The 23,923-nt window shown below is 70.4% G+C and carries 22 protein-coding genes; 12 read left to right on the top strand and 10 right to left on the bottom strand.

Translation table 11 applies throughout. The features are described 5' to 3' along the window. Window positions 1-25 precede the first annotated feature (25 nt). The 5 genes from EFK10_RS18205 to EFK10_RS18185 all read right to left on the bottom strand — a co-directional run bounded on the left by EFK10_RS18205 (window position 26) and on the right by EFK10_RS18185 (window position 6,304). Window positions 26-1,168: an ABC transporter ATP-binding protein gene (locus tag EFK10_RS18205; RefSeq protein WP_127356741.1), complete on the bottom strand. Its 1,143-nt coding sequence runs from the start codon at window positions 1,166-1,168 to the stop codon at window positions 26-28. Window positions 1,169-1,189: 21 nt separating this feature from the next. Next, complete coding sequence (locus EFK10_RS18200) at window positions 1,190-2,251, bottom strand: ABC transporter ATP-binding protein (RefSeq protein ID WP_127356740.1); 1,062 nt, start codon at window positions 2,249-2,251, stop codon at window positions 1,190-1,192. Window positions 2,252-2,307: 56 nt separating this feature from the next. Continuing rightward, a complete protein-coding gene (locus tag EFK10_RS18195; protein ID WP_127356739.1) occupies window positions 2,308-3,291 on the bottom strand; it encodes an ABC transporter permease in 984 nt (327 codons plus the stop codon). Window positions 3,292-3,392: 101 nt separating this feature from the next. Next, window positions 3,393-5,168, bottom strand: coding sequence for an ABC transporter substrate-binding protein (locus EFK10_RS18190; RefSeq protein ID WP_127356738.1), 1,776 nt, complete (start codon window positions 5,166-5,168; stop codon window positions 3,393-3,395). 107 nt (window positions 5,169-5,275) lie between these two features. After that, a complete protein-coding gene (locus tag EFK10_RS18185; RefSeq protein ID WP_127356737.1) occupies window positions 5,276-6,304 on the bottom strand; it encodes an ABC transporter permease in 1,029 nt (342 codons plus the stop codon). Between the two features lie 370 nt (window positions 6,305-6,674). On the opposite strand from EFK10_RS18185, the gene EFK10_RS18180 reads away from it, so the two are divergent. Continuing rightward, window positions 6,675-7,805: a hypothetical protein gene (locus EFK10_RS18180; RefSeq protein WP_127356736.1), complete on the top strand. Its 1,131-nt coding sequence runs from the start codon at window positions 6,675-6,677 to the stop codon at window positions 7,803-7,805. A 25-nt stretch (window positions 7,806-7,830) separates the two neighbouring features. Here EFK10_RS18180 and EFK10_RS18175 read toward each other — a convergent pair whose 3' ends face one another. Next, complete coding sequence (locus tag EFK10_RS18175) at window positions 7,831-10,050, bottom strand: S9 family peptidase (RefSeq protein WP_127356735.1); 2,220 nt, start codon at window positions 10,048-10,050, stop codon at window positions 7,831-7,833. A 221-nt stretch (window positions 10,051-10,271) separates the two neighbouring features. On the opposite strand from EFK10_RS18175, the gene EFK10_RS18170 reads away from it, so the two are divergent. From EFK10_RS18170 to EFK10_RS18135, 8 genes are all read left to right on the top strand, one after another. Further along, window positions 10,272-10,466 carry a hypothetical protein gene (locus tag EFK10_RS18170; protein ID WP_127356734.1) on the top strand — a complete coding sequence of 65 codons (195 nt, stop codon included), beginning with the start codon at window positions 10,272-10,274 and terminating at the stop codon, window positions 10,464-10,466. Window positions 10,467-10,483: 17 nt separating this feature from the next. Continuing rightward, the gene (mshB, locus tag EFK10_RS18165) at window positions 10,484-11,347 is read left to right on the top strand and encodes an N-acetyl-1-D-myo-inositol-2-amino-2-deoxy-alpha-D-glucopyranoside deacetylase (RefSeq protein WP_127356733.1); all 864 of its coding nucleotides are present in this window, start codon (window positions 10,484-10,486) and stop codon (window positions 11,345-11,347) included. Then, entirely contained in the window at window positions 11,344-11,700 is a 357-nt protein-coding gene (locus EFK10_RS18160; RefSeq protein ID WP_127356732.1) for a DUF6113 family protein, read from the top strand. Before mshB ends, EFK10_RS18160 begins: the two co-directional genes overlap by 4 nt. A gap of 161 nt (window positions 11,701-11,861) precedes the next feature. Beyond that, window positions 11,862-13,844: a VanW family protein gene (locus tag EFK10_RS52110; RefSeq protein WP_127356731.1), complete on the top strand. Its 1,983-nt coding sequence runs from the start codon at window positions 11,862-11,864 to the stop codon at window positions 13,842-13,844. Between the two features lie 139 nt (window positions 13,845-13,983). Beyond that, window positions 13,984-14,982 carry an ABC transporter ATP-binding protein gene (locus EFK10_RS18150; RefSeq protein ID WP_127356730.1) on the top strand — a complete coding sequence of 333 codons (999 nt, stop codon included), beginning with the start codon at window positions 13,984-13,986 and terminating at the stop codon, window positions 14,980-14,982. Then, window positions 14,979-15,719: an ABC transporter permease gene (locus EFK10_RS18145; RefSeq protein ID WP_127356729.1), complete on the top strand. Its 741-nt coding sequence runs from the start codon at window positions 14,979-14,981 to the stop codon at window positions 15,717-15,719. The genes EFK10_RS18150 and EFK10_RS18145 overlap by 4 nt, the downstream gene beginning before the upstream one ends. Window positions 15,720-15,809: 90 nt before the next feature. Next, a complete protein-coding gene (locus EFK10_RS18140) occupies window positions 15,810-16,973 on the top strand; it encodes a sensor histidine kinase (RefSeq protein ID WP_240677296.1) in 1,164 nt (387 codons plus the stop codon). Then, window positions 16,951-17,556: a response regulator transcription factor gene (locus tag EFK10_RS18135; protein ID WP_206305493.1), complete on the top strand. Its 606-nt coding sequence runs from the start codon at window positions 16,951-16,953 to the stop codon at window positions 17,554-17,556. Before EFK10_RS18140 ends, EFK10_RS18135 begins: the two co-directional genes overlap by 23 nt. Before the next feature lie 28 nt (window positions 17,557-17,584). On the opposite strand, the gene EFK10_RS18130 is transcribed toward EFK10_RS18135, so the two are convergent. Together EFK10_RS18130 and EFK10_RS18125 are read right to left on the bottom strand one after the other, a co-directional pair. Further along, a complete protein-coding gene (locus EFK10_RS18130) occupies window positions 17,585-18,409 on the bottom strand; it encodes a transglutaminase-like domain-containing protein (RefSeq protein ID WP_127356727.1) in 825 nt (274 codons plus the stop codon). A gap of 15 nt (window positions 18,410-18,424) precedes the next feature. After that, window positions 18,425-19,408, bottom strand: a complete 984-nt coding sequence (locus EFK10_RS18125; protein WP_127356783.1) for a GNAT family N-acetyltransferase — start codon at window positions 19,406-19,408, stop codon at window positions 18,425-18,427. A gap of 113 nt (window positions 19,409-19,521) precedes the next feature. Between EFK10_RS18125 and fdxA the strand changes: the two genes are divergently transcribed. Beyond that, window positions 19,522-19,842 carry a ferredoxin gene (gene fdxA / locus EFK10_RS18120; protein ID WP_058940613.1) on the top strand — a complete coding sequence of 107 codons (321 nt, stop codon included), beginning with the start codon at window positions 19,522-19,524 and terminating at the stop codon, window positions 19,840-19,842. Between the two features lie 88 nt (window positions 19,843-19,930). Next, on the top strand, window positions 19,931-21,025 hold the full coding sequence (gene dapC / locus EFK10_RS18115; RefSeq protein ID WP_127356726.1) for a succinyldiaminopimelate transaminase: 1,095 nt from the start codon (window positions 19,931-19,933) through the stop codon (window positions 21,023-21,025). A gap of 81 nt (window positions 21,026-21,106) precedes the next feature. Here dapC and EFK10_RS18110 read toward each other — a convergent pair whose 3' ends face one another. Together EFK10_RS18110 and EFK10_RS18105 are read right to left on the bottom strand one after the other, a co-directional pair. Beyond that, on the bottom strand, window positions 21,107-21,544 hold the full coding sequence (locus EFK10_RS18110) for an ATP-binding protein (protein ID WP_127356725.1): 438 nt from the start codon (window positions 21,542-21,544) through the stop codon (window positions 21,107-21,109). Between the two features lie 275 nt (window positions 21,545-21,819). Then, complete coding sequence (locus EFK10_RS18105; RefSeq protein ID WP_127356724.1) at window positions 21,820-22,752, bottom strand: heavy metal transporter; 933 nt, start codon at window positions 22,750-22,752, stop codon at window positions 21,820-21,822. 64 nt (window positions 22,753-22,816) lie between these two features. On the opposite strand from EFK10_RS18105, the gene dapE reads away from it, so the two are divergent. Beyond that, window positions 22,817-23,884 carry a succinyl-diaminopimelate desuccinylase gene (dapE, locus tag EFK10_RS18100; protein ID WP_127356723.1) on the top strand — a complete coding sequence of 356 codons (1,068 nt, stop codon included), beginning with the start codon at window positions 22,817-22,819 and terminating at the stop codon, window positions 23,882-23,884. Window positions 23,885-23,923 lie beyond the last annotated feature (39 nt).

The following is a 23,923-nucleotide window of genomic DNA, read 5'->3' as shown; positions in this document are numbered from 1 at the left end:
TGAGCAGAAGTGGGCGGAGCCCCGGTCAGAGGGTCTTGCCCTCGGCCTGGGTCTCTTCGAGCGCGGCGAGCGCCGGGTCGAGGATGACGTCCTGCTCGCGGGCCTCCAGGGTGGGGTCCTGGGGGAAGTGGCAGGCGGTGAGGTGACCCTCACGGTTGCCCTCGATCTGGATGAGCGGCGGCTCTTCCGTGGCGCACTTGTCCTGGGCCTTCCAGCAGCGGGTACGGAAGCGGCAGCCGGAGGGCGGGTTGATGGGGGAGGGGACGTCGCCGGCGAGGCGGATGCGCTGGGTGGAGTCACGCTGGTCCGGGTCGGCTTCGGGTGAGGCCGAGAGCAGCGCGTGGGTGTAGGGGTGGCGCGGACGTTGGTAGATGTCGTCCCGCGCGCCCACTTCGACGATCTTGCCGAGGTACATGACTGCGACACGCTGCGAGAAGTGTCGCACGATGGCCAGGTCGTGGGCGATGAAGAGGAAGGCGATGCCGAGTTCCTTCTGCAGCTTCTGCAGAAGGTTGACGACCTGGGCCTGGATGGACACGTCGAGCGCGGATACCGGCTCGTCGGCGACGATCAGCTTGGGCTCCAGCGCGAGCGCCCGGGCGACGCCGATGCGCTGGCGCTGGCCGCCGGAGAACTCGTGCGGGAAGCGGTTGTAGTGCTCGGGGTTGAGGCCGACGATCTCCAGCAACTCGCGGGTTCGCTTCTCGCGGCCGCCGGGCGGGTTGATGTCGTTGATCTCCATCGGAGCGGTGATGATACTGCCAACCGTCTGCCGCGGGTTGAGCGAGGCGTACGGGTCCTGGAAGATCATCTGGATCTCGGACCGGATCGGCGCCAGTTCCTTGCGGTTGGCGTGGGTGATGTCCTGGCCCCGGTACGTGATCCTGCCCGCGGTGGGTTCCAACAGCCGGGTGACCAGGCGTCCGGTGGTGGACTTGCCGCAGCCGGATTCGCCGACCACGCCGAGCGCTTCGCCGGCACCCACTGTGAAGTCGACGCCGTCGACGGCCCGTACGTCACCGATGTGCCGCTTGATCGGGAAGCCGCCGCGGATCGGGAAGTACTTCTGCAGCCCGGAGACCTCGAGCAGCGGGCTGCCGGGTTCGTCGCGCGGGGTGGGGACCTTCTGCGGGGAGGGCTGCTGGTCCAGGGTCTGCTGTTCACTCATTGCTTGTTCCCTCGACTCTGGTCAGCGCAGCCGCGGCTGGATTTGCTCGATGAAGATGTCACGCTTCTGGTCCTGCGTCAGGTGGCAGGCCGATCCCCGCCCGGCCGGAAGCTGCGGCCGGGCGGTGCGGCACCGGTCGCCGCCCACCGTGTCGGTGAAGGCGCACCGGGTGTGGAACGGGCAGCCGGGCGGCGGGTTCAGCAGGCTCGGAGGGGAGCCCGGGATCGGCGCGAGCGGCACGTCCACGTCGGCCGACAGCCGCGGGATCGATCCGAGCAGGCCCCATGCGTAAGGGTGCTCCGGCGTTTTGAGGATGTCCCGCACGGTGCCGCGCTCAACGGCTCTGCCCGCGTACATCACCACGACGTCGTCGGCGGTGTTGGCGATCACGCCGAGGTCGTGCGTAATCAGGATGATTGCGGTGCCAGTCTCCTGCTGCAGGTCCTTGAGCAGGTCCAGGATCTGCGCCTGCACGGTCACGTCGAGCGCGGTGGTCGGCTCGTCCGCGATCACCAGGTCGGGATCGCAGACCAGCGCCATCGCGATCATCGCGCGCTGCCGCATACCGCCGGAGAACTGGTGCGGGTAGTCGTCCACCCGGGTCTGCGGCTGGGGGATGCCGACCTTGGCGAGCATCTCGATGGCCCGGTTTTTGGCCTCCTTCTTGGAGGCGCCGTTGTGCTTCATGTACGGCTCGGCGATCTGCCGGCCGACGGTGTAGTACGGCGACAGGGCGGTCAGCGAGTCCTGGAAGATCATCGCCATCTTCTTGCCGCGAAGCTTCTCCAGTGTCCTCGGGGAGGCGCCGGTCAGCTCTTGGCCGCCGAGCACGATCTCGCCGGCGACGGTGGTGTTGCGCGGGTTGTGCAGTCCCAGGATCGCCAGGTTGGTGACCGATTTGCCGGAGCCGGACTCGCCCACGATGCCCAGGGTCTTACCCCGGTCGAGGTCGAAGGACAGCCCGTCGACGGCTTTCACAACGCCGTCCTCCGTGGCGAACTGCACGTACAGATCGCGCACGGAAAGGAAGTGCTCGGATTCTTGAGGCGTGGGCTCGGCCTCGGGCTTCGTCAAAGTGGTCACGGGCGGGTTCTCCTACCGGGGTGGTGCGCTGATCACGGTTGGGGGTCGGGCCGCGCTCAGGCGAGCCGGACCCGCGGGTCGATGACGGCGTAGCAGGCGTCGACGATGACGTTGACGATCACGATGGAGCTCGCGCTGATGAGCATCACGGCCATCTCCAGCGGCAGATCGAGCGAGCCCACCGCATTGACGGCGAGCATGCCCAGGCCGTGCAGGCCGAACGTAGCCTCGGTGATGATCGCGCCGCCGAGGACGGTACCGAGGTCGATGCCGAAGATGGTGATAATGGAGGCGGCGGCACCGCGCAGCGCGTACCGGTAGAACACGTACCTCGACGACATGCCCTTGGCGCGTGCGGTGCGGATGTGGTCCTCGGAAAGCTGCTCGATCATCAGGGAGCGGGTCTGGCGGCTGTAGTTGGACCAGAAGATGACCGACATGACCAGGCAGGGCAGGATCATGTTGGTGAGCGAGCCGATGGGGTCGGAGGACCACGTCGGGTCGCTTCCGTGGGGGAGCCAGCCCAGTTTGTCGGCGAAGAGCGCGATGGCCAGCGGGCCGATGAAGTAGATCTGGACCGAGTTGCCGACCAGCGAGACGGAACTGGCGACGCGGTCGAAGGTCTTGCCCTGCTGCCAGGCGGACAGCATGCCCAGGCCGACACCGATGAGGAGGAAGGCGGCGGACCCGCCTATGGCCAGCGACAGCGTGGTCGGGTACCGGTTCTGGATGAGCGGCCAGATCGGCTGGTCGTTGGCGAAGGAGAAGCCGAAGCATGGGGCCGGGCAGCTTTGCCCGCTGGGCATGCTGCGGCCGACGAAGATGCCGCGTATGTAATCCCAGTACTGCTGGTAGACCGGAAGGTCCAAGCCCATGTTGTGATGGATCTGCGCGACCAGTTGCGTGTTGGAGCAGTTCTTGCCGCAGGCGAGCTGAGCCGGATCCGTCGGCAGCACGAAGAACAGGAGATACGTGATGAGGCTGATGGCCAGGATGATGACGGCCGCGCCGAGGGCGCGTCGTGCGAGGAAACGGAGCATCGGTGAGGCTCTTCCGTGGGGGCGCGGGTGGCGGCCGCGCGGTCAGATCCGGGGGCGGCCGGCCCCGGTGGTGATCCGGGGCCGGCCGCCCGTCGCGGGAACTACTTCTTGACGTACACGGTGCTGGCGTTGATGACGCCCGACACCGAGTTGAAGGTGATGCCACCCAGGCCGGAACCGTAGACGTTGAAGTACTTGTCGAAAATGAACGGCACCTGCGCGGTGTCGTGCTGCAGCGCGTACTCCGACAGGGCCTCCCAGTCAGCGGCCTGCTTGGTGAGGTCCGTCTCCTTCTGAATCCGGTCGATCTCCGAGTTGATGTGCGGGTCGTTCAGGAACGAGTAGTTGTTCGTGCCGTCCTGAAGGTTACGGCCGTCCATCGTCGGCGGGACCACCGTCGAGGCGTTCGGCCAGTCCGCGCCCCAGCCGGTGCGGTAGATGTCGTACTGGTTGTTCACCTTGCCGACGACCGTGTAGTAGGAGGTCGGGTCGATCGCCTTGCGGACGACCTGGAAGCCCGCCTTTTGCAGCGCGTTCGCCACGGTCAGCGAGATGGCCTGCCACTTCGGCGTGTTGGCGTAGGCGTAGACCAGCTTCGGGTGCGGCTGACCGGCCGCCTTCAGCAGCTGCTGGGCCTTCGCGATGTCACCGGTGGGCTTGGCGAGCTTGCCGAACGGGTCATACTTCTTCCAGCCCTCGATGGTCGGGCTGAGCAGCGTGGTACCGAGGTCGCCCTGGGCTGCGCCGCCGAACGCCTGCTGCACCTGCGACATCGGGAACGCGTAGGCGATGGCCTGGCGGACCCGGACGTCCGTGATGCGCTTGGTGTTGATGTTGAGGGTCTCGACGTACGGCTGGTACTGGTTGATCGTGCGCGACTTGTACTTCGAGCTGAGCAGTGAGGTCATCTGCGACGGGTCGGCCACACCGGACAGGTCGAGGGCGTTCTTGTCCGTGCCGGAGCCGGCCATGATGCGCTGGGTCAGACCCGGCTGCTGAATGCCCAGCTGGAAGTTCCAGGAGTCCGGGTAGGCGTTGCGGATCGGGTCCGTCTTGGGGTCCCAGTAAGGGTTGCGCACGAAGGTGAGGGACTTGCCCGGCTGGTAGCTGGAGATCTTGTACGGACCGCTGGACACCGGGTGGTTGTTGTACGCCGCCTTGTCGTCCTTGGACTTCTCCACCGGGGCGGTGACCGGCATGGCCATCGCGTACGGGGCGTCCGCGTGCGCGGACTTGAAGTGGAAGACGATGGTCTTCGAGTTGGGTGCCGCCAGGATGGTGTCCGGGATCGACTTACCGGTGTACGGGCCGGTGTACAGCTTGCGGTAGTCGGGGCCGTACAACCAGGACTGGATGTACTGCGGACCCTGGGTCTCGAAGCTCGCGTAGAGCCGCTCGATGCTGTACTTGATGTCCGTCGACGTGATCGGCGTGCCGTCGTCGAACTTCAGGCCATCCTTGAGCGTGTACGTCCAGGTCTTGCCGCCGTCCGACTGCTTGCCGGTGTTGGTGGCGAGGTCGCCGACGAGGATCGTCTTCCCGGTCTTCGGGTCGATCTTGTAGCCGGTGAGCGTACGGGCGTAGAGCGCTGACACCGACAGCTGGTCACTGACGTACTGCTGGGCCGGGTCGAGGTAGTCGAAGCCGGCCTGGTCCAGGTCCTGGACCGTGCCGCCCTTGACCGCACCGGGGACCGCGGGGGCAGGACCGGTGGAGTCGGCCGCGGTTCCCAGGCCGTAGTTCGGAACGGGAGCTTTGGAGGGAGCCGCGCCCCCGCCACTTGTGCCGCCGCCGCCGCCGCTGCTGCACGCCGCGGTGAGCGACAGCGCGCCGGCCGCCAGGATGGCCGCCGCCAAGCGAGCTCTGCTGTTTCTCATGGAATCCTGCCTGTCAGTGACTTTGTCTGCCATCGATGCCGAGGTCCGCGCCGCCTGAGCTGGGGCCGGTGCCGACGACCTGAACAAACTTTGATCGAGCTAGCGCACTAGCGGAGGGTCTTGGGGTCGAGAGCGTCCCGGACCGAGTCCCCGAGCAGATTGAAGGCGACCACGAAGATCACCATCGCGATGCCGGGGAAGAACATGAAGGTGATGTCGTTCTGGTAGTAAGTCGCACCCGTCTGGAACATCAGGCCCCAGTCCGGTGTCGGCGGGAGGATGCCGACACCGAGGAAGGACAAGCCCGCCTCGGCAGTGACGAACACCGGCAGCATCAGGGTGGACTGCACCAGGATGGTGCTCCAGATGTTCGGCAGCAGTTCCTTGAGGATGATGCGCCGGGAAGACGCGCCACTGATCCGGGCTGCCTCGACGAACTCCCGCTCGCGCAGGCTCAGCACCTGGGCCCGCACCAGGCGGCCGAGGCCCATCCAGCCGAGCAGGAACTGCAAGGTGATGAGCACGAATGGGCGCACCCACCAGGGCTCCTGATCGCCGACGCCCACAAAGAGCGAGATGGCCACCGGTGAGAAGGCGATGAAGAACAACTGGGACGGAAAGGACAGCATGAAGTCGGAGAACCGGCCCAACAGGTAGTCGGTCCTCCCGCTCAGGTACCCCTGGGTAAGGCCGTACAACACACCTGTGACCACAGAGAGCACGGTGACCGCGAGCGCGATCAGCAGTGAGGTGCGGATGCCGTAGATCAGCAACATGAACACGTCGCGGCCCAGCTGGGGTTCGATGCCGAACCAGTGCTGGGCGCTGATGCCGCCATTGGGGGCGATCGGCAGACCGTAGCTGTTCAGCAGCCCGTCGTCCTGACCGTAGAGGTTGTACGCGTTCTTTCCGTAGATCTTCGAGATCAGCGGTGCCGCGATCGCGACCAAAATAAAGATGCCAACGACGACGGCACAGACTATACCTGTCTGGTCACGCCTGAAGCGGAGCCAGGCCAGCTGGCCTGGAGAGCGTCCGACGTGTTCGTCGCTGCTCTTGCCTGTCCCTTCGGTGGCAGCCGGAGCTTCGGCCGGGACCGGCTCAGGCTCGGTCGCGGCCGTGGTTGGACTCGACATAAAGATCTGCCTTCACACCAAAGAGACTCGTGGCGTGTATGAACGCCGTGGTTGAGCGGACTGTCGCAATGGATTAAGCGCTCAGTCAAGAGCAAAAGGGGTGGGGATAACCCTACAGTGTGCATCTTGAGCGAAGATTGTTTAGATCGTCGCTTGATCGTGCTTGACACGCTTCTTTGAAATCGGACATCTCGTGCTGAAGTGGGATCAAATTCCGTAACGTGGCGGCAACGTAACTGTCGCCTCACCGATATACGGACGCGGCACGCTGAACTGCGTACGGCCGTGCGGGTGCCGTAAGCCGGCCGGGGTGACATTGTCACCCCGGCCGGCTGCCGTTTGGGGCGACTCCGGTGAACGTGGCGTGTGGATGTGCCGTATCACCTGGAACAGGTGGCTGGACGAGCTGCTGCCCGGAGTCCAGGAGGTCGCCATGCGGGAGGGATTCGCGCTTGCGCGCCCGGCGAGGTGGGCGGGGGCGGCGGTGTGCGGGGTGCTCGTGCTGGTCGAGGCCGGATGGGTGATGCGGGATGTAGGGCTGGTGGGGGCGGACGGGCTGTGGCAGGTCTGGGCGGGGCTGGCGGTGCCGCTGGGGGGCGGGCCGCTGAATACGTCGGTGGTGGATCTGGCGCTGCTCGGGCTGTACGTGGGGGCGATCGGGGCGTCGACGCGGCCGGTGGCGACCGGGGCGTTCGGGGCGGTGGGGGCGGTGACGCTGTTACTGCGGGCGCCGACGGTGCTGATTCTGGGCGGCCAGTGGAACGGGCGGCTGGACATCCAGGGGCAGTTGGTGCTGACGGCGGCGGCCGAGGTGGTGGGGGCGGTGGCGCTGCTGAGCATCGCGGTGAACCGGCGGAGGGTGCTGCCGGGCTGGGACCCGGCGCCGCCGAGGCCGGCGGCGGGGGTGCTGGCGGGGCTGTTGTTGCTGATCGTGGCGCTGATGACGGCGGTGTGGCAGCTCGACCGGATCTACGGGACGGGGCTGAGCGACGGGACGCAGGCGCAGCCGCCCGGGTTCTTTTGGCGGACGGTAACCGGCGGATATCTGGTCAATTCGCTGCTCGGTGCGCCGTTCGGGTGGCTGTCGTGGTCGACGGCTGCGCTGTGCGCGGCGGCCGGGGCGGCGGCGCTGAGGCGGACGCTGGTGGCGAGGCCGCTGGGGATCGCGGTGGGGTGGCTGCTGGTGCCGCTGGCGGTGCCGGTGATCGCGACGGCGAAGCCGCCGGCGGTGACGGTGGGGCAGTTCGCGGCGGGCTTCGCCGTGGTGGTGGCCGTGGTGGTGGCGCTGTTGCTCGTGCCGAGGGCGGAGGGGCCGTTCAGCGCCCTGGACGAGTCCGGGTACGGCATGCAGTACGGCAGCACGGCGTACGACGCCGAGGCGACGGCGACGCAGGACACGCAGACCATGCCGGCCTACGGGAACTGGTCCAGCGCCCCGCCGCCCCCGGGGCCGCCCCCGGGAGTGGCGGGGTGTCTGCGGCCGCCGCCGCGACGCAGATGAGCCGCGGGCGGCTGCCGGGGGCGGCCTACGCCACGCCCAGGGACCGCTTGAGGAAGGCGACCTGGAGCAGCAGCAGGTTCTCGGCGACCTGCTCCTGCGGGGTCATGTGGGTGATCCCGGACAGCGGGAGCACCTCGTGCGGGCGGCCGGCGGCCAGCAGGGCGGAGGACAGCCGCAGGGTGTGGGCGGCGACCACGTTGTCGTCGGCGAGGCCGTGGATGATCATGAGCGGCCGGAGGCGGTCGGCGGCGCCGGACAGGCCCTCGTCGGTGACCAGGGAGTTGGCGGCGTAGACCTCGGGGCGCTCGTCGGGGTGCCCGAGGTAGCGCTCGGTGTAGTGGGTGTCGTAGAGCCGCCAGTCGGTCACGGGGGCGCCGGCGACGCCCGCGTGGAAGACGTCCGGGCGGCGCAGCACCGCCAGGGCTGCCAGGTAGCCGCCGTACGACCAGCCGCGGATGCCGACGCGGGTCAAGTCCAGCGGATACGTACGGGCGAGGGCGCGCAGGGCGTCGACCTGGTCGTTCAGGGTCACGCCGGCGAAGTCGTGGGCGATCGCCTTCTCCCAGGCGGGGGAGCGGCCCGGGGTGCCGCGGCCGTCGGCGACGACGACGGCGAAGCCCTGGTCGGCGAGCCACTGGCACTCGAGGTAGGCGCGGCCGGCGCTGACCACCATCTGGCCGTGCGGGCCGCCGTACGGGTCCATCAGGACGGGCAGCGGTCCGTCGCCCTCCCGGTAGCCGGTGGGCAGGACGACGGCGGACGGGATCCGGCGGTCGCCGGCGGCGTCCAGGAGCGGGCGGGCGGTGAGGACGGGGGTCTCGGCGTACGAGGCGATCTCGGCCAGCGGCTTGTCGGGGCCGCCCTCGTGCAGGACGCGCACCAGGGGCGCGGGCCGGTCCAGCGACGAGGACGCGAGCACGGTCACCGCACCGGAGCGGACGGCGGAGTGGACCCCGGGGGTCTCCGACAAGCGGACAGCGCCGGCATCGCCGGAGAGCGGGACCCGGTACACATGGATCTCGCCGGTCTCCGGCAGAGCGGCGGCCGAACCCGCCGAGGCCGCGACCAGGATGTCGCCATCGGCGATGTCGAGGACCGCGCGTACGTGCAACTCCGGCCCGGTGAGCTGGAGTTGGCCGACCGCGACGACCCTTGCTCCGCTTTCGTCCGTGATCCGCAGGAGTCGTCCATCTTTGGTCCAGGCCGGGACACCGGGGAAAAGATCAAGCCAGATTTCGTCTTCGTCGCTGTGCGTGGCACTGGTGTTGCCTGTGCCCGGGTCGACCGTCAGGTAGAGCTGACTGCGCTGGTCGCGGGCCTGTACGAGCAGCAGCGGCGGCCCGGCGGGGGACCAGTGGACCTGGGCGAGGTAGGGGTAGGCCTCACGGTCCCAGGTGACGGGGGTGGCGGAGCCGTCGAGGCGGATGAGGGTGAGGGTGACCTCGGCGTTCGCCGTTCCGGCGGCCGGGTACGCGACCTCGGCGGGGGGCTGCGAGGGGTTGGCCGGGTCGGCGATCCACCAGCGGTCGACGGGGGAGTCGTCGACCCGGGCGGTCAGCAGCGCGGTGCCGTCCGGGGACCACCAGTAGCCACGACTGCGGGACATCTCCTCGGCGGCGATGAACTCCGCGAGGCCGTACGTGATGTTCTTGCCCTCCGGTTCGGCGAGCGCCCGGTCCGCCGTCCCTCCCCCAACTGGACGCTGGGTGGGGGTGCTCCCCCTGGCTTCGCCGGGGGCACCCCCACCGGACGGAGTCCGGGGGAGTGCCCCAACTTCCACGACGCGCAGGGCGCCCTTGGAGACGTACGCCACCCGCCGGCCGTCCGGCGAGGGGCGCGGGTCCACGACCGGACCCGGAACCTCCAGTTCCCTGGCGGTTCCGGCGCGCAAATCGGCGACGAACAGGCGGCCGGAGAGGGCGAACGCGGCGAGCTCGGCGGCGTCGTCCGTGGCGTAGCCGACGACGCCGGCGGAGCCCTCACGGCTGCGCTCGCGGCGGGCGCGCTCCTCGGGGGACAGTTCCTCGCCGGCGCCGGCGAGAAGGGCGGCGGGGTCGGCGGCGATCCTCTCCTCACCCGTGGCGAGGTCGAGGACCCAGAGCAGGTGCGCCCGGTCCGTCCCCGTACGGGAGCGGAGGAAGGCCACCCGCTCCCCGTCCGGCGAGACGGCGAACGACCGGGGTGCGCCCAGGGTGAAGCGCTGGGTCCGGGCGTACTGGCGGGGGAACGACAGCGGTTCGGTCATGCGGCGAGCGTAGGCCCCCGGTATGCGCCCCCGGGGTGCACTCCGGCGGGCGCGTTGCGGGCGCGTTGTGAGCGGCGGCGACGGATTCCGGCCATGCGCCCCCGCATGCTTCCGTGCTCCGACCTATGCGGTACGACACAAAGTTATGATCCGTTGCCGAGAGTGGGTAATAACCGCTTGGCAACTGCTGTCGGACCCTGAGGCCCTGGAGGTGAGCCGCTGTGGCACTTTCGATTTCGGCGGTGGTGCTGCTGCTGATCGTCGTCTTCCTCCTGGTCAAGAAGTCAGGACTCAAGGGGGGACACGCGGTGGTCTGTGTGCTGCTCGGTTTCTACGTGGCGAAGTCGTCGATGGCACCGACGATCACGGAGCTCACGAACAACGTCGCCAGCATGATCGGGAACATCAACTTCTGAGCCGTAGGCTCTGTCCTGTGACAGTTACTTCCGGCCGTCGGCTGCTCCTCGTCCACGCCCACCCGGACGACGAGTCGATCAACAACGGCGCGACCATGGCCAAGTACGCGGCCGAGGGCACCCATGTGACGCTCGTGACCTGCACCCTCGGCGAGGAGGGCGAGGTGATCCCGCCCGAGCTGGCGCACCTCGCCCCCGACCGGGACGACACCCTCGGCCCGCACCGCATCGGGGAACTGGCCGCCGCCATGGCCGAACTGGGGGTCACCGACCACCGGTTCCTCGGCGGCCCCGGGCGCTACCGCGACTCCGGGATGATGGGCGTCCCCCAGAACGAGCGGCCGGACTGCTTCTGGCAGGCCGACCTCGACGAGGCGGCCGGACACCTCCTCGAGGTCATCCGCGAGGTGCGGCCGCAGGTGCTGGTGACGTACGACCCGAACGGCGGCTACGGCCACCCCGACCACATCCAGGCGCACCGGGTCGCGATGCGCGCCGCCGAACTGGCGGCGGACGAGGGCATCGACATCGCGAAGGTCTACTGGAACTGCATGCCGCGCTCCGAGGTCGAGGCGGGCTTCGAACGGCTGCGGGCCGCCGGACAGAAAGCCCCCTTCGAGGGCGTCGCGACACCGGACGATCTGCCGGGCGTCGTGGAGGACTCCGAGTACACCGCGGTCATCGACAAGGAGGGGGCGTACGCCGAGCGCAAGACGGCGGCGATGCGCGCCCACCTGAGCCAGATCGCGGTCGACGGCTTCTTCTTCGCCCTGTCGAACGACCTCGGGCAGCCGCTCTTCGGCGCCGAGTACTACCAGTTGGTGCGGGGCGTCGCCGGTGCCGAGCCGGAGGACGACCTCTTCGCGGGGGTGGGCGTATGAGGTACGTCGCCTACCTGGCGCTCGCCGTGCTCGGGGTGGCCGTCGCCGTCGCCGGGGCGCTGGTGCAGGACGCGTGGTTCCCGGGCGGGCTGCTGCTCGCCCTCGCGGGCAGCGGGGCGCTGTTCTGGGGCGGTTCGAAGCTCACCCGGAACCGGGTGGGCGCCATCGTGCCGGCGGGGCTGTGGCTGGCCACAGTGCTGTTCCTCAGCTCGTCCCGGCCGGAGGGCGACTTCCTCTTCGCGAACGGCGTCGCACCGTATCTGTATCTGCTGGGCGGGGCGATGGCGGGAGTGATGTGCGCCACGCTTGCCCAGCCCGGCTTCACGGACGGCAGATCAACTGGTGCACGATAGGCGCCAACGTAGCGCCGTATCGCCGGACGGAAGCCGGTTGTCGCCCGATTCAGTGGTGGACGATGGGTACCCGCTCGGCGGAGCCCAGTATGGTGGTGCGCGCCGCCGGGCCGCCCGCGGATGGCCGTGACGGGTGGCGAAGCGAACCGGGAGAGCCTGCTTTGAGTCGTGAAACTGACAGTTCGTCCCCTGATGCTGCCCCCGGGCCGCAGGGTGGTCGTGGCGGAGCCGCGTATCCGTCCGGCACCCCGCCGTACGGGACCAGGCCGTTTCCGTCGCTGCACCCGCAGGAGCGGCCGCGCGAGGGCGAGGTGGCGGACGACGCCGTCCACGCCGCCCCGCCTGCCACGGACGAGCCCAAGACCGAGACCACGCTGACCACCCGGGTACGGATCAACATCCCCGGGTCCCGGCCGATTCCGCCGGTGGTCGTCCGTACGCCGGTTGACGGGGCGCCCGGTGCGGAGTTCGCGGCCGAGCCGACGGAACTCCCGTCCGGCTGGACGGTCGGTGGCGACCCGACGCCCCCGCCCGGGGTCGTGCCTTCGGCTCCGGTTGCTCCGGCAAGGGCCCCGGCGCCTGCGCCTGCACCGGCTCCGGCTCCGGCCGCCGAGGCGGAGAAGGCCCCGAGCGACTGGTTCGCGCCCCGCAAGTCTCCGGCTCCGGCCCCTGCCCCTGCTGAGACCACGCAGCAGATCCCGGCTCCGGCGCCGGCCCCGTCTCCGTTCCCGCAGGCGCCCGAGGCCACGCAGCCGCTCAGCCTCGGCGACTTCGCGGCCTCCGGTCCCGCCGGCGGCCCGGCCGCCCCGCCGCCGCAGGGCCGCCGCCCCACCATTCCGTACCTCAACGAGGGCCCCGCCGGTCCGACCATAGGCCCCGCCCAGGGTCCGCGCCCCGGTCCCGGCCCCCGGCCCTTCCCGGGCACCACCGGCGAGGGCCCCCGGCCCTTCCCGGGTACCACCGGCGCGCCGGGCGGCCCGGGCAGCACGCCGTTCCCGAGCTACCAGCCGCCCGCCGGGCCCACCGCCGGCCCGGTCACCGGCGAGATGCAGGTCCCCCCGGCCGGCTTCCCCGGCGACCGCGACCGGCTCTCCGGCGACACCGTGGTCAGCGGCATCCCGGCCGTGCCGCCCGCCGGGCCGCCGGTCACCAAGCCGGCGCAGCCCGGAGAGAAGCCCGCACCCAAGGGCCGCTCGAAGGTGATCCTGGCCGGCGTCGCCCTCCTCGTCGTGGCCGGCTTCGCGTACGGCGCCGGCCTGCTGATGGACCACGCAGACGTCCCGGCCGGCACGACCGTCCTCGGCATCGACATCGGCGGCAAGTCCCGGAGCGACGCCGTCGCCGCGCTCGGCTCCGTACTCGGCGACCGCGAGACCGCCCCGCTGACCGTCACCGTCGGCAAGACCGAGGAGAAGATCAAGCCCTCCTCCGCCGGCCTCGACGTCGACATAGACGCCACCGTCAGCAGCGTCGCCCACCGCGACTACAACCCCGTCACCGTCATAGGCTCCCTCTTCGGCGGCACCCGCCAGGCCGAGCCCACCATGGTCACCGACGAGGAAAAGCTCCGGGCCCGCCTCAACACCCTCTCCGACCAGCTCAACACCGGCAGCACCGGCACCGACGGCATGGTCAAGTTCGAGAGCGGCAAGGCCGTCGCCGTCCCTGGCAGCGCCCACCAGGCCATCAACGTCGACGCCTCCCTCGCCAAGGTCGCCGCCGCCTACCGCACCCACCTGGAGACCGGCAGCAGCACCGCCGTCCCCCTCCCCGTCACCACCGTCCAGCCCAAGGTCACCCAGGCCAAGCTCGACGCGGCGGTCAACGGCTTCGGCAAGACCGCGATGTCGAAGATGGTCACGTTCAAGAACTCCAGCGGAGTGTCCCTGATCGCCTTCGGCCCGCAGAAGTCACTGCCGAAGTTCCTCACGATGGTCGCCGTGAACGGCGAACTCACCCCGCACATCGACCTGACCGTCCTGAAGGGCCTCTACGGGCACGCCTTCGACGGCATCCTGCTCCAGCGGGGGGACGGCTCGAAGACGGCCGTCACCCCCCAGGACGTGGCCAGCGCGATGCTTCCGGCTCTGCAGACCGCCGACGCCACGAAGAAGACCGTCACGTTTTCGAACGCGGTCCCGTAGCAGCCACCCTGGCCGGACGGAAGCGATTCCTCCGGCCAGGGGGCAGACAGGGGCACTTCCCCCACCCATGACATCTGTCACCCCGAGGACAGGATCCCGCGCACTGCCGCGCCCCCCGCCGCCGGGCGAAGCTTGCCGCATGACCGCAACCGCGACACGGAAGACGTCCACAACGTCCACAACGGCAGAGACCACCACCGTGGTCGGCTTCAACGGCGTGAGCAAGAGCTTCGGCGACGTGCAGGCCGTCGCAGATCTCACCCTCGAACTCCACCCCGGCGAGACCGTGGCGCTGCTCGGCCCGAACGGGGCGGGCAAGTCGACGGCACTGGACCTGCTGCTGGGCCTGAGGATGCCCGACACCGGGACGGTCGAGCTGTTCGGGGGAAGCCCGCGGCAGGCGATCGCGCGGGGCATGGTCGGCGCGATGCTGCAGAGCGGCGGCCTGATGGAGGACGTGACCGTACGCGAGGTCGTCCAGCTGGCGTGCGACCTGCATCCGCGTGCGCACCCCGTGGACCAGGTGCTGGCCACCGCGGACCTCACGGAGATCGCGGGGCGGAAGGTCAACAAGCTGTCGGGGGGCCAGGAGCAGCGGGTCCGCTTCGCGCTGGCGACGGCGGGGGCGAATGAGCTGATCGTGCTGGACGAGCCGACGACGGGGATGGACGTGTCGGCCCGGCAGGCCTTCTGGGCGACCATGCGCGCGCAGGCGGCGGAGGGCCGGACGGTCCTGTTCGCGACCCATTACCTGGAGGAGGCGGACGCGATCGCCGACCGCGTCCTGGTGCTGCACCGGGGCCGGCTGCTGGCCGACGGAACGGCCGCCGAGATCAAGGCGCGGGCCGGCGCCCGGCGGATCGTCTTCGACCTGGAGGGCCTGGAGGACCGCGAGGACCGGGAGGACCGGGACGACCCGAGCGGCGAGACCCCCGAGGCCGTCCTCAACGCCCTGCCGCACCTGGCCGGGCTGGAGATCTCCGGCCGTACGGTCCGGATCCGGTCCACCGACGCGGACGCCACCGTACACGCCGTCTACGCGGCGGGCCTGTACCCCCGCAATCTGGAAGTCGCCGGACTCGGCCTGGAGCAGGCGTTCCTGGCCATCACCGCGGAAGAGGAAGCGGCCAACCGATGAAGACCCTGATCAAGCTGGAGATCCTGCGCGTGCTGCGCAACCGGAAATTCATGTTCTTCTCGGTGATCTACCCTCCCGTGCTCTTCCTCCTCCTGACGGCGGGCCAGGACGCGCACAAGAAGCTCGACGGCCTCGGCATCACCGTCGTCGCGTACTACATGGTCGCGATGTGCGCCTTCGGCGCGATGACCGCCGTGCTCATGGGCAACGCCGAGCGCATCTCCCGCGAACGCGAGAAGGGCTGGGTGCGGCAGTTGCGCCTCACCGCCCTCCCGGGGCGCGGCTACGTCACCGCGAAGATCGCCTCCGCCGCGACCATCAGCCTGCCGTCGATCATCCTCGTCATGCTGGTCGCGGCGTCCGTGAAGCAGGTGCGGCTCGATGCCTGGCAGTGGGCCGGGATCCTGCTCTGCAGCTGGGCGGGCAGCTTCGTCTTCGCCGCGCTGGGCGTGGCCATCGGGTATGTGGCCACTGCCGACGTGGCGCGGCCGATCGCGATGATCGCGTACTTCGTGCTCGCGGCGCTCGGCGGCCTGTGGGCGCCCTTCACCCTCTTCCCGGGCTGGCTGCAGACCATCGCCGACTATCTGCCGGCGCGGCCCTACGCGGCGCTGGGCCAGGCCATCGAGTTCGGCAGCGCGCCGCATCTGAAGGACATCGCGGTGCTGGCCTTCTACCTCGTACTCTTCGCGGGCGGGGCGGCTTGGATGTACCGCAAGGACACGGCGAAGGCGTAAGGAAGAGTCATGCCTGTACGGAAGCAGAGCTGGCCGCCGTGGCCGCCGTGGCGTGGCGCGGCGGCCACGGCGGCCGACGACGCGCTGGGCATGGGACATGCCCCGGAGACCCGCCGCCAGGCGTGGGTGAAGCTGCTGTGGATCGCCATGTGGATGGTCTATCTCGCCTATCCGCTCGACAACCTCGTCCACGGTCACCACGGCCTCCCGGCCCTGGTCCTGGGCTGGACCGGACTGACCGGCTTCGTCCTCGCCTACCTCGCCCTGGTGTTCTTCCGCACCAACCAGCCCGACCAGCCGCGCTGGGTCCACGTCACGCTGGTCTTGCTCGGTGTCCTCGCCGTCGCGCTGTCGCTCACCCTCGGCGACTCCTGGCTGGGGCTCTTCGTCTACGCGGCCGTCGCCTGCGGATCCGTCCTCCGGCCGGACCGCTCCCGATGGGCCATCGCCGTCGTCACGGGCCTGCTCTTCGCCACCGGCGTTCTGATCCATGCCGGGTCGGACACCCTCCTGTCGCTCGGCATTCCCTGCTTCCTCAGCGGCTTCGCGATGGTCGGGATCCGGCAACTGGTCAGCGCGATGCGGGCGTTGCGGGAGGCGCGGGAGACGATCGCGCACCTGGCCGCGAACGAGGAGCGGCTGCGGCTCGCCCGTGACCTGCACGACCTGCTCGGCCACTCGCTCTCCCTGATCACCCTCAAGAGCGAGCTCGCAGGCCGCATGCTCCCCGACCGGCCCGACGACGCGGCCGTCCAGGTCGCCGACATCGAGCGGGTCAGCAGGCAGGCCCTCGTCGACGTCCGCGAGGCGGTCGGCGGTTACCGGCGCCCCACCCTCGCCGTCGAACTGGCCGGTACCTCGGCCGCCCTGCGTGCCGCCGGCATCGAGGCGGACTTCGACCCGGTGCAGTGGATGGGCCACGACCGGCTCGCGCCCGACGACGAGGCCGCCCTGGCCTGGGCGTTGCGCGAGGCGGTGACCAATGTCGTACGGCACAGCGGCGCCGCCCGCTGCCGCCTGGCCCTCGGGGAGGACGGCGACGAGTTCAGCCTGACCGTCAGCGACGACGGCCGCGGCCTCGACCCGGGCCACCGCCCCGGCCACGGCCTCACCGGGCTGGACGAGAGGCTGCTGCTGGCGGGCGGCCGCCTCAGCACCTCCTCCCGGGCCGGTGGCGGCTTCACGCTGTGCGCCTGGGTGCCGCTGCGCCTCAGCGGCTACGCTGCACCGCATGATCAGGGTGCTGCTCGCTGAGGACCAGTCGATGGTGCGGGAGGCACTCGCCACACTCCTCGGTCTCGAGGAGGACATCGAGGTCGTCGCCCAGGTAGGCCGCGGCGACGAGGTCATCGCCGCGGCACGCGACAGCGGCGCCGATGTCGCCCTGCTCGACATCGAGATGCCCGGCATGACGGGCCTGGACGCGGCGGCTGCGCTCCGCAAGGCGCTGCCGGGCGTGCGGATCGTCATCGTGACCACCTTCGGCCGCCCCGGCTACCTGCGCCGGGCCATGGAGTCCGGCGCCGACGCCTTCCTGGTCAAGGACGCCCCGGCCGCGCAACTCGCCGACGCCGTACGGCGTGTACTGCGCGGCGAGCGGGTCATCGACCCGGCCCTGGCCGCCGCCGCCCTCGCCGAGGGCGCGGATCCGCTGACGCCGCGCGAGCGGGACGTACTGCGGGCGGCGGCGGACGGGCGCGCCAACGCCGACATCGCGAGGGCACTGCACCTGTCGGAGGGCACCGTACGCAACTACCTGTCCACCGCGATCCAGAAGACGGCCGCCCGCAACCGCGCCGAGGCGGTACGGATCGCCCGAGAGCGCGGCTGGCTCTGATCAAAGCCCGGAAGAGACAACGGCAGCGTCAGTTCAGCAGCGCCCGGGCCGCCCGGGCCTGCCCCCGGATGGCGGCGGCCGACGCGGGCTCGACCTCGGCGACGACGTCCGCGTAGGCGTCCATCTCCGCCGCCCCGCCCGCGAAGTCACCGGTGCGCACGAGCAGTTGGGCATGCTCGTACCGCAGGCGGGCCGGATGGCGGGGGAGGAGCAGCGAGAGCTCTACGGCCCAGAGCTGGACGCGGAGGTGCTCGGGGCGGGCGGACGCCCAGGCACGGATGTTGTTGAGGATCCGCATGACGATGTCCAGGGGGTCGGCCGGCGTGAGCATCGCGGCGGACGGCGGGGCGCCGGTCGCGCCGGCGACGAGCAGCCTCACGTCGTCGTCGCCCAGGATTCGCCCGCCGTCGAAGGGGTCGGCGAGGACGAAGGAGCCCCCGGGATCGCCGAAGCCCACGACGAAGTGGCCGGGCAGGGCGACCCCGTAGACCGGGGCGCCGGCCCGGCGGGCGACCTCGATCCAGACGACCGACAGCAGGATCGGCAGGCCCCGCCGCCGACGCAGCACCTCGGGCAGCAGCGAGGACTCCAGCCGCCGGTAGTCCGCCGGGGTGCCGTGGAAGCCGTTGCGGGCGCCGAGTAGGTCGGCGGTGGCGTTCGCCCAGTCCAGGGGCCGTACGAGGCCGTACGGAACGAGCCCGGCCAGCCGGTCGAGCTCGATCTGGGCGGCGTCGAGTCCGGCCTCACCGAGCGCCGGGTCGGCCTCGGCGCCGACGAGCAGGCACAGCGCGGCGAGGTCGGGCCGCTCCTCGCGCGCCGCCTCCGCGAACCGATGCCTGACGGTGTCGTCCATGGCCATAAAGGGGATCTACCCCTTCGGCGCGCGTCGGTAGTGGTAAGCGTGGTGCGTCGTGAAGCCCAGCCGGTCGTACATGCTCCCCGCGCCCTCGTTGTCCGCCTCGACCTGCAGATACGCCCCGGAGGCGCCCTCCGCCACCGCTCGCAGCGCCAGCGCCGCCATCACCGCCGTGGCCAGCCCCTGCCGCCGCGCCGCCGGATCGACCTCGACCGCCCCGAACATCGCCCAGGCCCCGTCCACCACGCAGCGCCCGATGGCCGCGGGCCCCTCGGTGCCCGGCACCGTCGCAAACCACACCGACGGCCCACCCGTGAGGACCTTGACCGCCTCCTCACCCAGCGCGCCCGTCCGGTGATACCGCGCCAGCCAGTCCGCGTCGACCTCCCGCGACAGCCGTACGCGCTCCGCGCCGGGCAGGTTGGCCAGCGGCGGCAGCGGCGCCGTGCGCAGCAGGGCCTCGGCCTCGTTCGTCCAGCCGAGGGCGGCCAGTTCTGCGTCCAGCCCCTCGTCGGTGACCTGGACGCAGCCGGGCAGGCCCCGGGCCGCGTACCACTCCACGATGCGCCCGGCGGCGGCCGCCACCGGTATGCCGGGGTCGCCGAACGGCAGCACCGAGTTGGCCCGCCGGGTGAAGCCACCGGCGGCCCGCAGGACCCAGTCGCCGAGCCGCTCGGTCTCCTGGGCGGGCCAGTCGCGCGAGGCGATCTCCTGCAGTTCCTGAGCGGTGGCGCGGGGGGCACGGATGCCGCGCCGGAGCGGCGTGTCGGGGACGACCTTGCCGGCGACGACCGAGTTTTCCGCGATGTGGACGGCTTCGCCGGTCCGGCGCGTGACGATGAGCACTCCGTCATTCCACGATGTGAGAACCCCGACCGCGTCGCGGAACACCGGGCGACCCGCCACGACCTCCGCAATCCGCCGCACAGAGACCCGTTTGCCCACGTCAGAGACGGTAAGGTGTAGTTCAGGCCGTCCTCTAGCGGCGAAATCCATGCTCATCGCGGCCCCTCCTGTTCGTCTGATGCCCAGGAACGGAGATACTAGGGGCGGGCATCGACGACGCCGCGCTCCCGCGCGAATGGCCCTGATCGAGGAGGAACGACAGCGTGACCTACGTCATCGCGCAGCCTTGTGTGGACGTCAAGGACAAGGCGTGCATCGAGGAGTGCCCCGTCGACTGCATTTACGAGGGCAAGCGGTCCTTGTACATCCACCCGGACGAATGCGTCGACTGTGGCGCCTGTGAGCCGGTCTGCCCGGTGGAGGCCATCTTCTACGAGGACGACACCCCGGAGGAGTGGAAGGACTACTACAAGGCGAACGTCGAGTTCTTCGACGAACTCGGCTCGCCCGGTGGTGCCTCCAAGCTCGGGCTGATCGAGCGTGACCACCCGTTCATCGCCGCCCTGCCTCCGCAGAACGGCTGATAAAGGACAGAAGAGCCGCATCGGGCGGGCCCCGCATGGCGCACCCTGCCGTGCGGGTCCCGCCGTACTGCTGAAAGAGAGCACCGCCGTGCCGCCAGTCTCCGCCCGCCTCCCGGTCTTCCCCTGGGATCGGCTCGAACCGTACAAGGCTCAGGCCGCCGCGCACGCCGGCGGTGTCGTCGACCTGTCGGTGGGCACCCCCGTGGACCCGGTCCCGGAGATCGTCCAGGACGCCCTGGCGGCGGCTGCGGACAGCCCCGGGTACCCCACGGTGTGGGGCACGGCGGCGCTGCGCGCGGCGATCACCGGCTGGGCGGCGCGCCGCCTGGGCGCGCAGGGGCTCGGCGACACCAACGTGCTGCCCGTGATCGGCTCCAAGGAGCTGGTCGCCTGGCTCCCGACGCAGCTGGGCCTCGGCCCCGGCGACCGGGTCGCCTACCCGCGCCTCGCCTACCCGACGTACGAGGTCGGTGCGCGGCTCGCGGGCGCCGAGCCCATCGCGTACGACGACCCCACGGAGCTGGACCCGGCGGGCCTGAAGCTGCTCTGGCTCAACAGCCCCTCCAACCCCACCGGTCGCGTTCTGAGCAAGGACGAGCTGCGCACCGCCGTGGCCTGGGCGCGCGAGCATGGTGTGCTGCTGTTCAGCGACGAGTGCTACCTGGAGCTCGGCTGGGAGGCCGAACCGGTCTCCGTCCTGCACCCGGAGATCTCCGGCGGGTCGTACGAGGGCATCGTGGCCGTCCACTCGCTGTCCAAGCGGTCCAACCTGGCCGGCTACCGGGCCGCCTTCCTGCTCGGCGACCCGGGCGTGCTGGGCGAGCTGCTGCAGATCCGCAAGCACGGCGGCATGATCGTGCCCGCTCCGGTGCAGACGGCGACGATCGCGGCGCTCGGCGACGACGGTCACGTGGCTCTGCAGCGCGAGCGCTACGCCCGCCGCCGGGCCGCCTTGCGCGCCGCCTTCGAGGGCGCGGGCTTCCGGATCGAGCACAGCGAGGCCAGCCTCTACCTGTGGGCGACGCGCGGGGACTCCTGCTGGGACACCGTCGCCGAACTCGCCGAGCTCGGAATCCTGGTGGCCCCCGGGGACTTCTACGGCCCGGCGGGCGAGAACCACGTACGCGTCGCCTTCACGGCGACCGACGACCGGGTGGACGAAGCGGTGCGCCGCCTCAAGTAGGCGGTGACGCAAGGGCGGACGACCAAAGGCCGAGGGCCCGGAGAGCGGAAGCTTTCCGGGCCCTCGTTGCGGCTGTGGGGGTCAGCCGCCGATCGGGAGGCCACCGGCGAGCGGCACCTGGCCCACGGGGAGCTGACTGACCGGCAGGGCGCCCAGCGGGTCGGCGTTGCCGGCGCCCTTGGCGGTCCTGGCGACGCCGGTGGTGGCACCCTTGAGGGCTCCGGCGGCGTCCACCGCGGCCTTCTTGGCGACCGGCACGGCGGTCTTGGCGGCACTGCTGAGAGTCTTCCCCGGGTCGGGCAGCGCCTTCTGGACGGACTTCACCGCGCCGGCCTCCTTGGCGACGCCTTCCACGGTGTGGCTGAGGTCGGCGGTCTTGTCCAGGTTGGTCAGTCCACCCAGGTCGGCGGCCTGCGGCAGCTCCGCGGCGGACGCGGCACCCGCGCCGACCAGAGGAGCGGCTGCCGCGCCGACGAGCAGGGCGGCCCGGGCGATCCGACGCGTAAGGGGGAGGGACATGGTGCTCCTTTTACGGAGAGACGACGTGACATGCCCGCGGGGCGGACGCCTTGACTACCGCGTGAGAAGCCGTAAGGTTGCGGCCGTTCGAGGTAAAGAGTTGGTAATGCAGACTCTTTCGGGTTTCGAATAAACCAGGACCATCCGGACACCTCGCTATGCTGCGGTGAAACGTCAGATCCCTTGATCCACAAGGGATTTCCGCGGCTCACGCAGTGATTTCACATCTGATGGTTTTGCCCTATCAGTCATCCCCCTGAGGGTGAATGCCCGCACTATTGAGCGACGGTGATAGTGACGTCCCCGGCGGCGGTTACCGACCCCGTCCCCGTGCTCGCCTTCTGCCAGCCCTTGGCGGAATCCGACGCCTGCCATTCACGGTCCCGGAAACTGACCTTCTCGACCTTCAGCTCGTGCGCGTGTGCCACCGCCCACTGCGCCAGCTCCCAGCCGCGCTGCTGCTCTGCGCCCTGCGTCTCGTTGCCCGGCGCGGCCGACGGCACGGCGACCGCGTGAGTCGTCGTCGCCAAGGCCTTGGGCGCCACGCGCGAGCCGAACTCCCGCGTGAGCCGGGCCCGTACGGCGGCCGGATCGCCGCCCGTGACCGTCGTACGGCCGGACGCGGTCGTGCAGCTCAGGGCCGCCGACACCCGGCCGGTCAGCGCGGAGGCCAGCAGTGTGGCGTCCGGCTCGTGCTTCGCGTATGCCTGCGGAAAGCCGCTCTTCTGCACCTTCTGGGCGGCCACGGTGAGCGGGAGACGCGAATATCCCCGGATCTTGACCAGACCGTCGAAGAATTCGTTCGAGGCGTGCACCGGGTCCATGATCTGCGCCGCTGTGCCCCAACCCTGCGAAGGGCGCTGCTGGAAGAGCCCTCTGGAATCCCGGTCGCCGTGATCCAGATTGCGCAGCCCCGACTCCTGCATCGACGTCGCCAGGGCTATCGTCACCGCCCGTTCCGGAAGATCCCGCGACGACGCCACCGCGGCGATCGTCGACGCGTTCGCCGCCTGCTGCGGCTCCAGCGTGAGGGTGCGGCCCTCCGCCGTCACCGTGCATCCGGGCTGCTGCGGCGTGCTGGTCGTGAAGTGGTGCACGGCGTATCCGGCGAGCCCGATCAGTACGAGGGTCGCCGTCACAAAGCGAAAGAGGCGTCCCCGCTTCTTCTTCGGGGCGCCCTTGGCTGGCGTCGACTGTGACTTCGGCACGGCGCTCACCGTACCCAAGGCGTCTGTGGACGCGTCGTCCGGAGGGGTGGGTAGTGTCGGGGGCATGGAGCAGCCCGTACTCGACCTCAGTCAGGACGCCGCCGCCGTGACGGCGCAGCTCGTCGACATCCCCTCCGTGAGCCTGGAGGAGAAGCACCTCGCCGACGCCGTCGAGGCGGCCCTGCGTGCCCTGCCGCACCTCACCGTCGACCGCGACGGCGACTCGGTCGTGGCCCGTACGAACCTGGGCCGCGCCGAGCGCGTCGTCCTGGCCGGCCACCTCGACACCGTGCCGATCGCCGACAACCTGCCCTCCCGGCTCGACGCGGACGGCATCCTGTGGGGCTGCGGCACCTCGGACATGAAGTCCGGCGTCGCCGTGCAGCTGCGGCTCGCCGCGACCCTCCCCGCCCCGAACCGCGACGTCACGTACGTCTTCTACGACGCCGAGGAGATCGCCGCCGAGTTCAACGGCCTGAAGCGGCTGGCCGAGAGACACCCCGACTGGCTGGCCGGGGACTTCGCGGTGCTGCTCGAGCCCAGCGACGGCAAGGTCGAGGGCGGCTGCCAGGGCACCATGCGAGTGCGGGTGGAGACGAAGGGCCGGCGTGCGCACTCCGCCCGTGCCTGGCTCGGCGAGAACGCCATCCACAAGGCAGCGCCGATCCTGGCCCGGCTCGCCGCGTACGAACCGCGCCAGGTGCCCGTCGACGGCCTGACCTACCGCGAGGGGCTGAACGCGGTCCTGATCGAGGGCGGCCACGCCACGAACGTCATCCCGGACTTCTGCGCCGTGACCGTCAACTACCGCTTCGCGCCCAACCGTTCGGAAGAGGAGGCGCTGGCCCACGTACGCGAGGTCTTCGACGGCTACGACGTCGTGCTCACCGACAGCGCCCCCGGCGCCCTCCCCGGCCTTTCGCACCCCTCCGCCGTGGCCTTCGTCGACGCCCTCGGCCTGGAGCCGGCGCCCAAGGACGGCTGGACCGACGTCGCCCTCTTCTCCGCGCTCGGCGTGCCCGCGGTCAACTACGGCCCCGGGGACCCCAAGCTGGCCCACACCCGTGAGGAGCACGTCGCGGTCGCGGCGGTGCTGGAGGCCGAGGAGAAGCTCAAGGCGTGGCTCTCCTAGCCGCGTGTACGTAACGCGCAATTAAACGGCGCGTTCTTG

The organism is Streptomyces soli (genome assembly GCF_003999195.1).
GTDB classification, from domain to species: Bacteria; Actinomycetota; Actinomycetes; order Streptomycetales; family Streptomycetaceae; genus Actinacidiphila; species Actinacidiphila soli.
The sequence above is the reverse complement of the archived record's forward strand: the minus strand, read 5'-3'. Positions and strand labels throughout refer to the sequence as shown.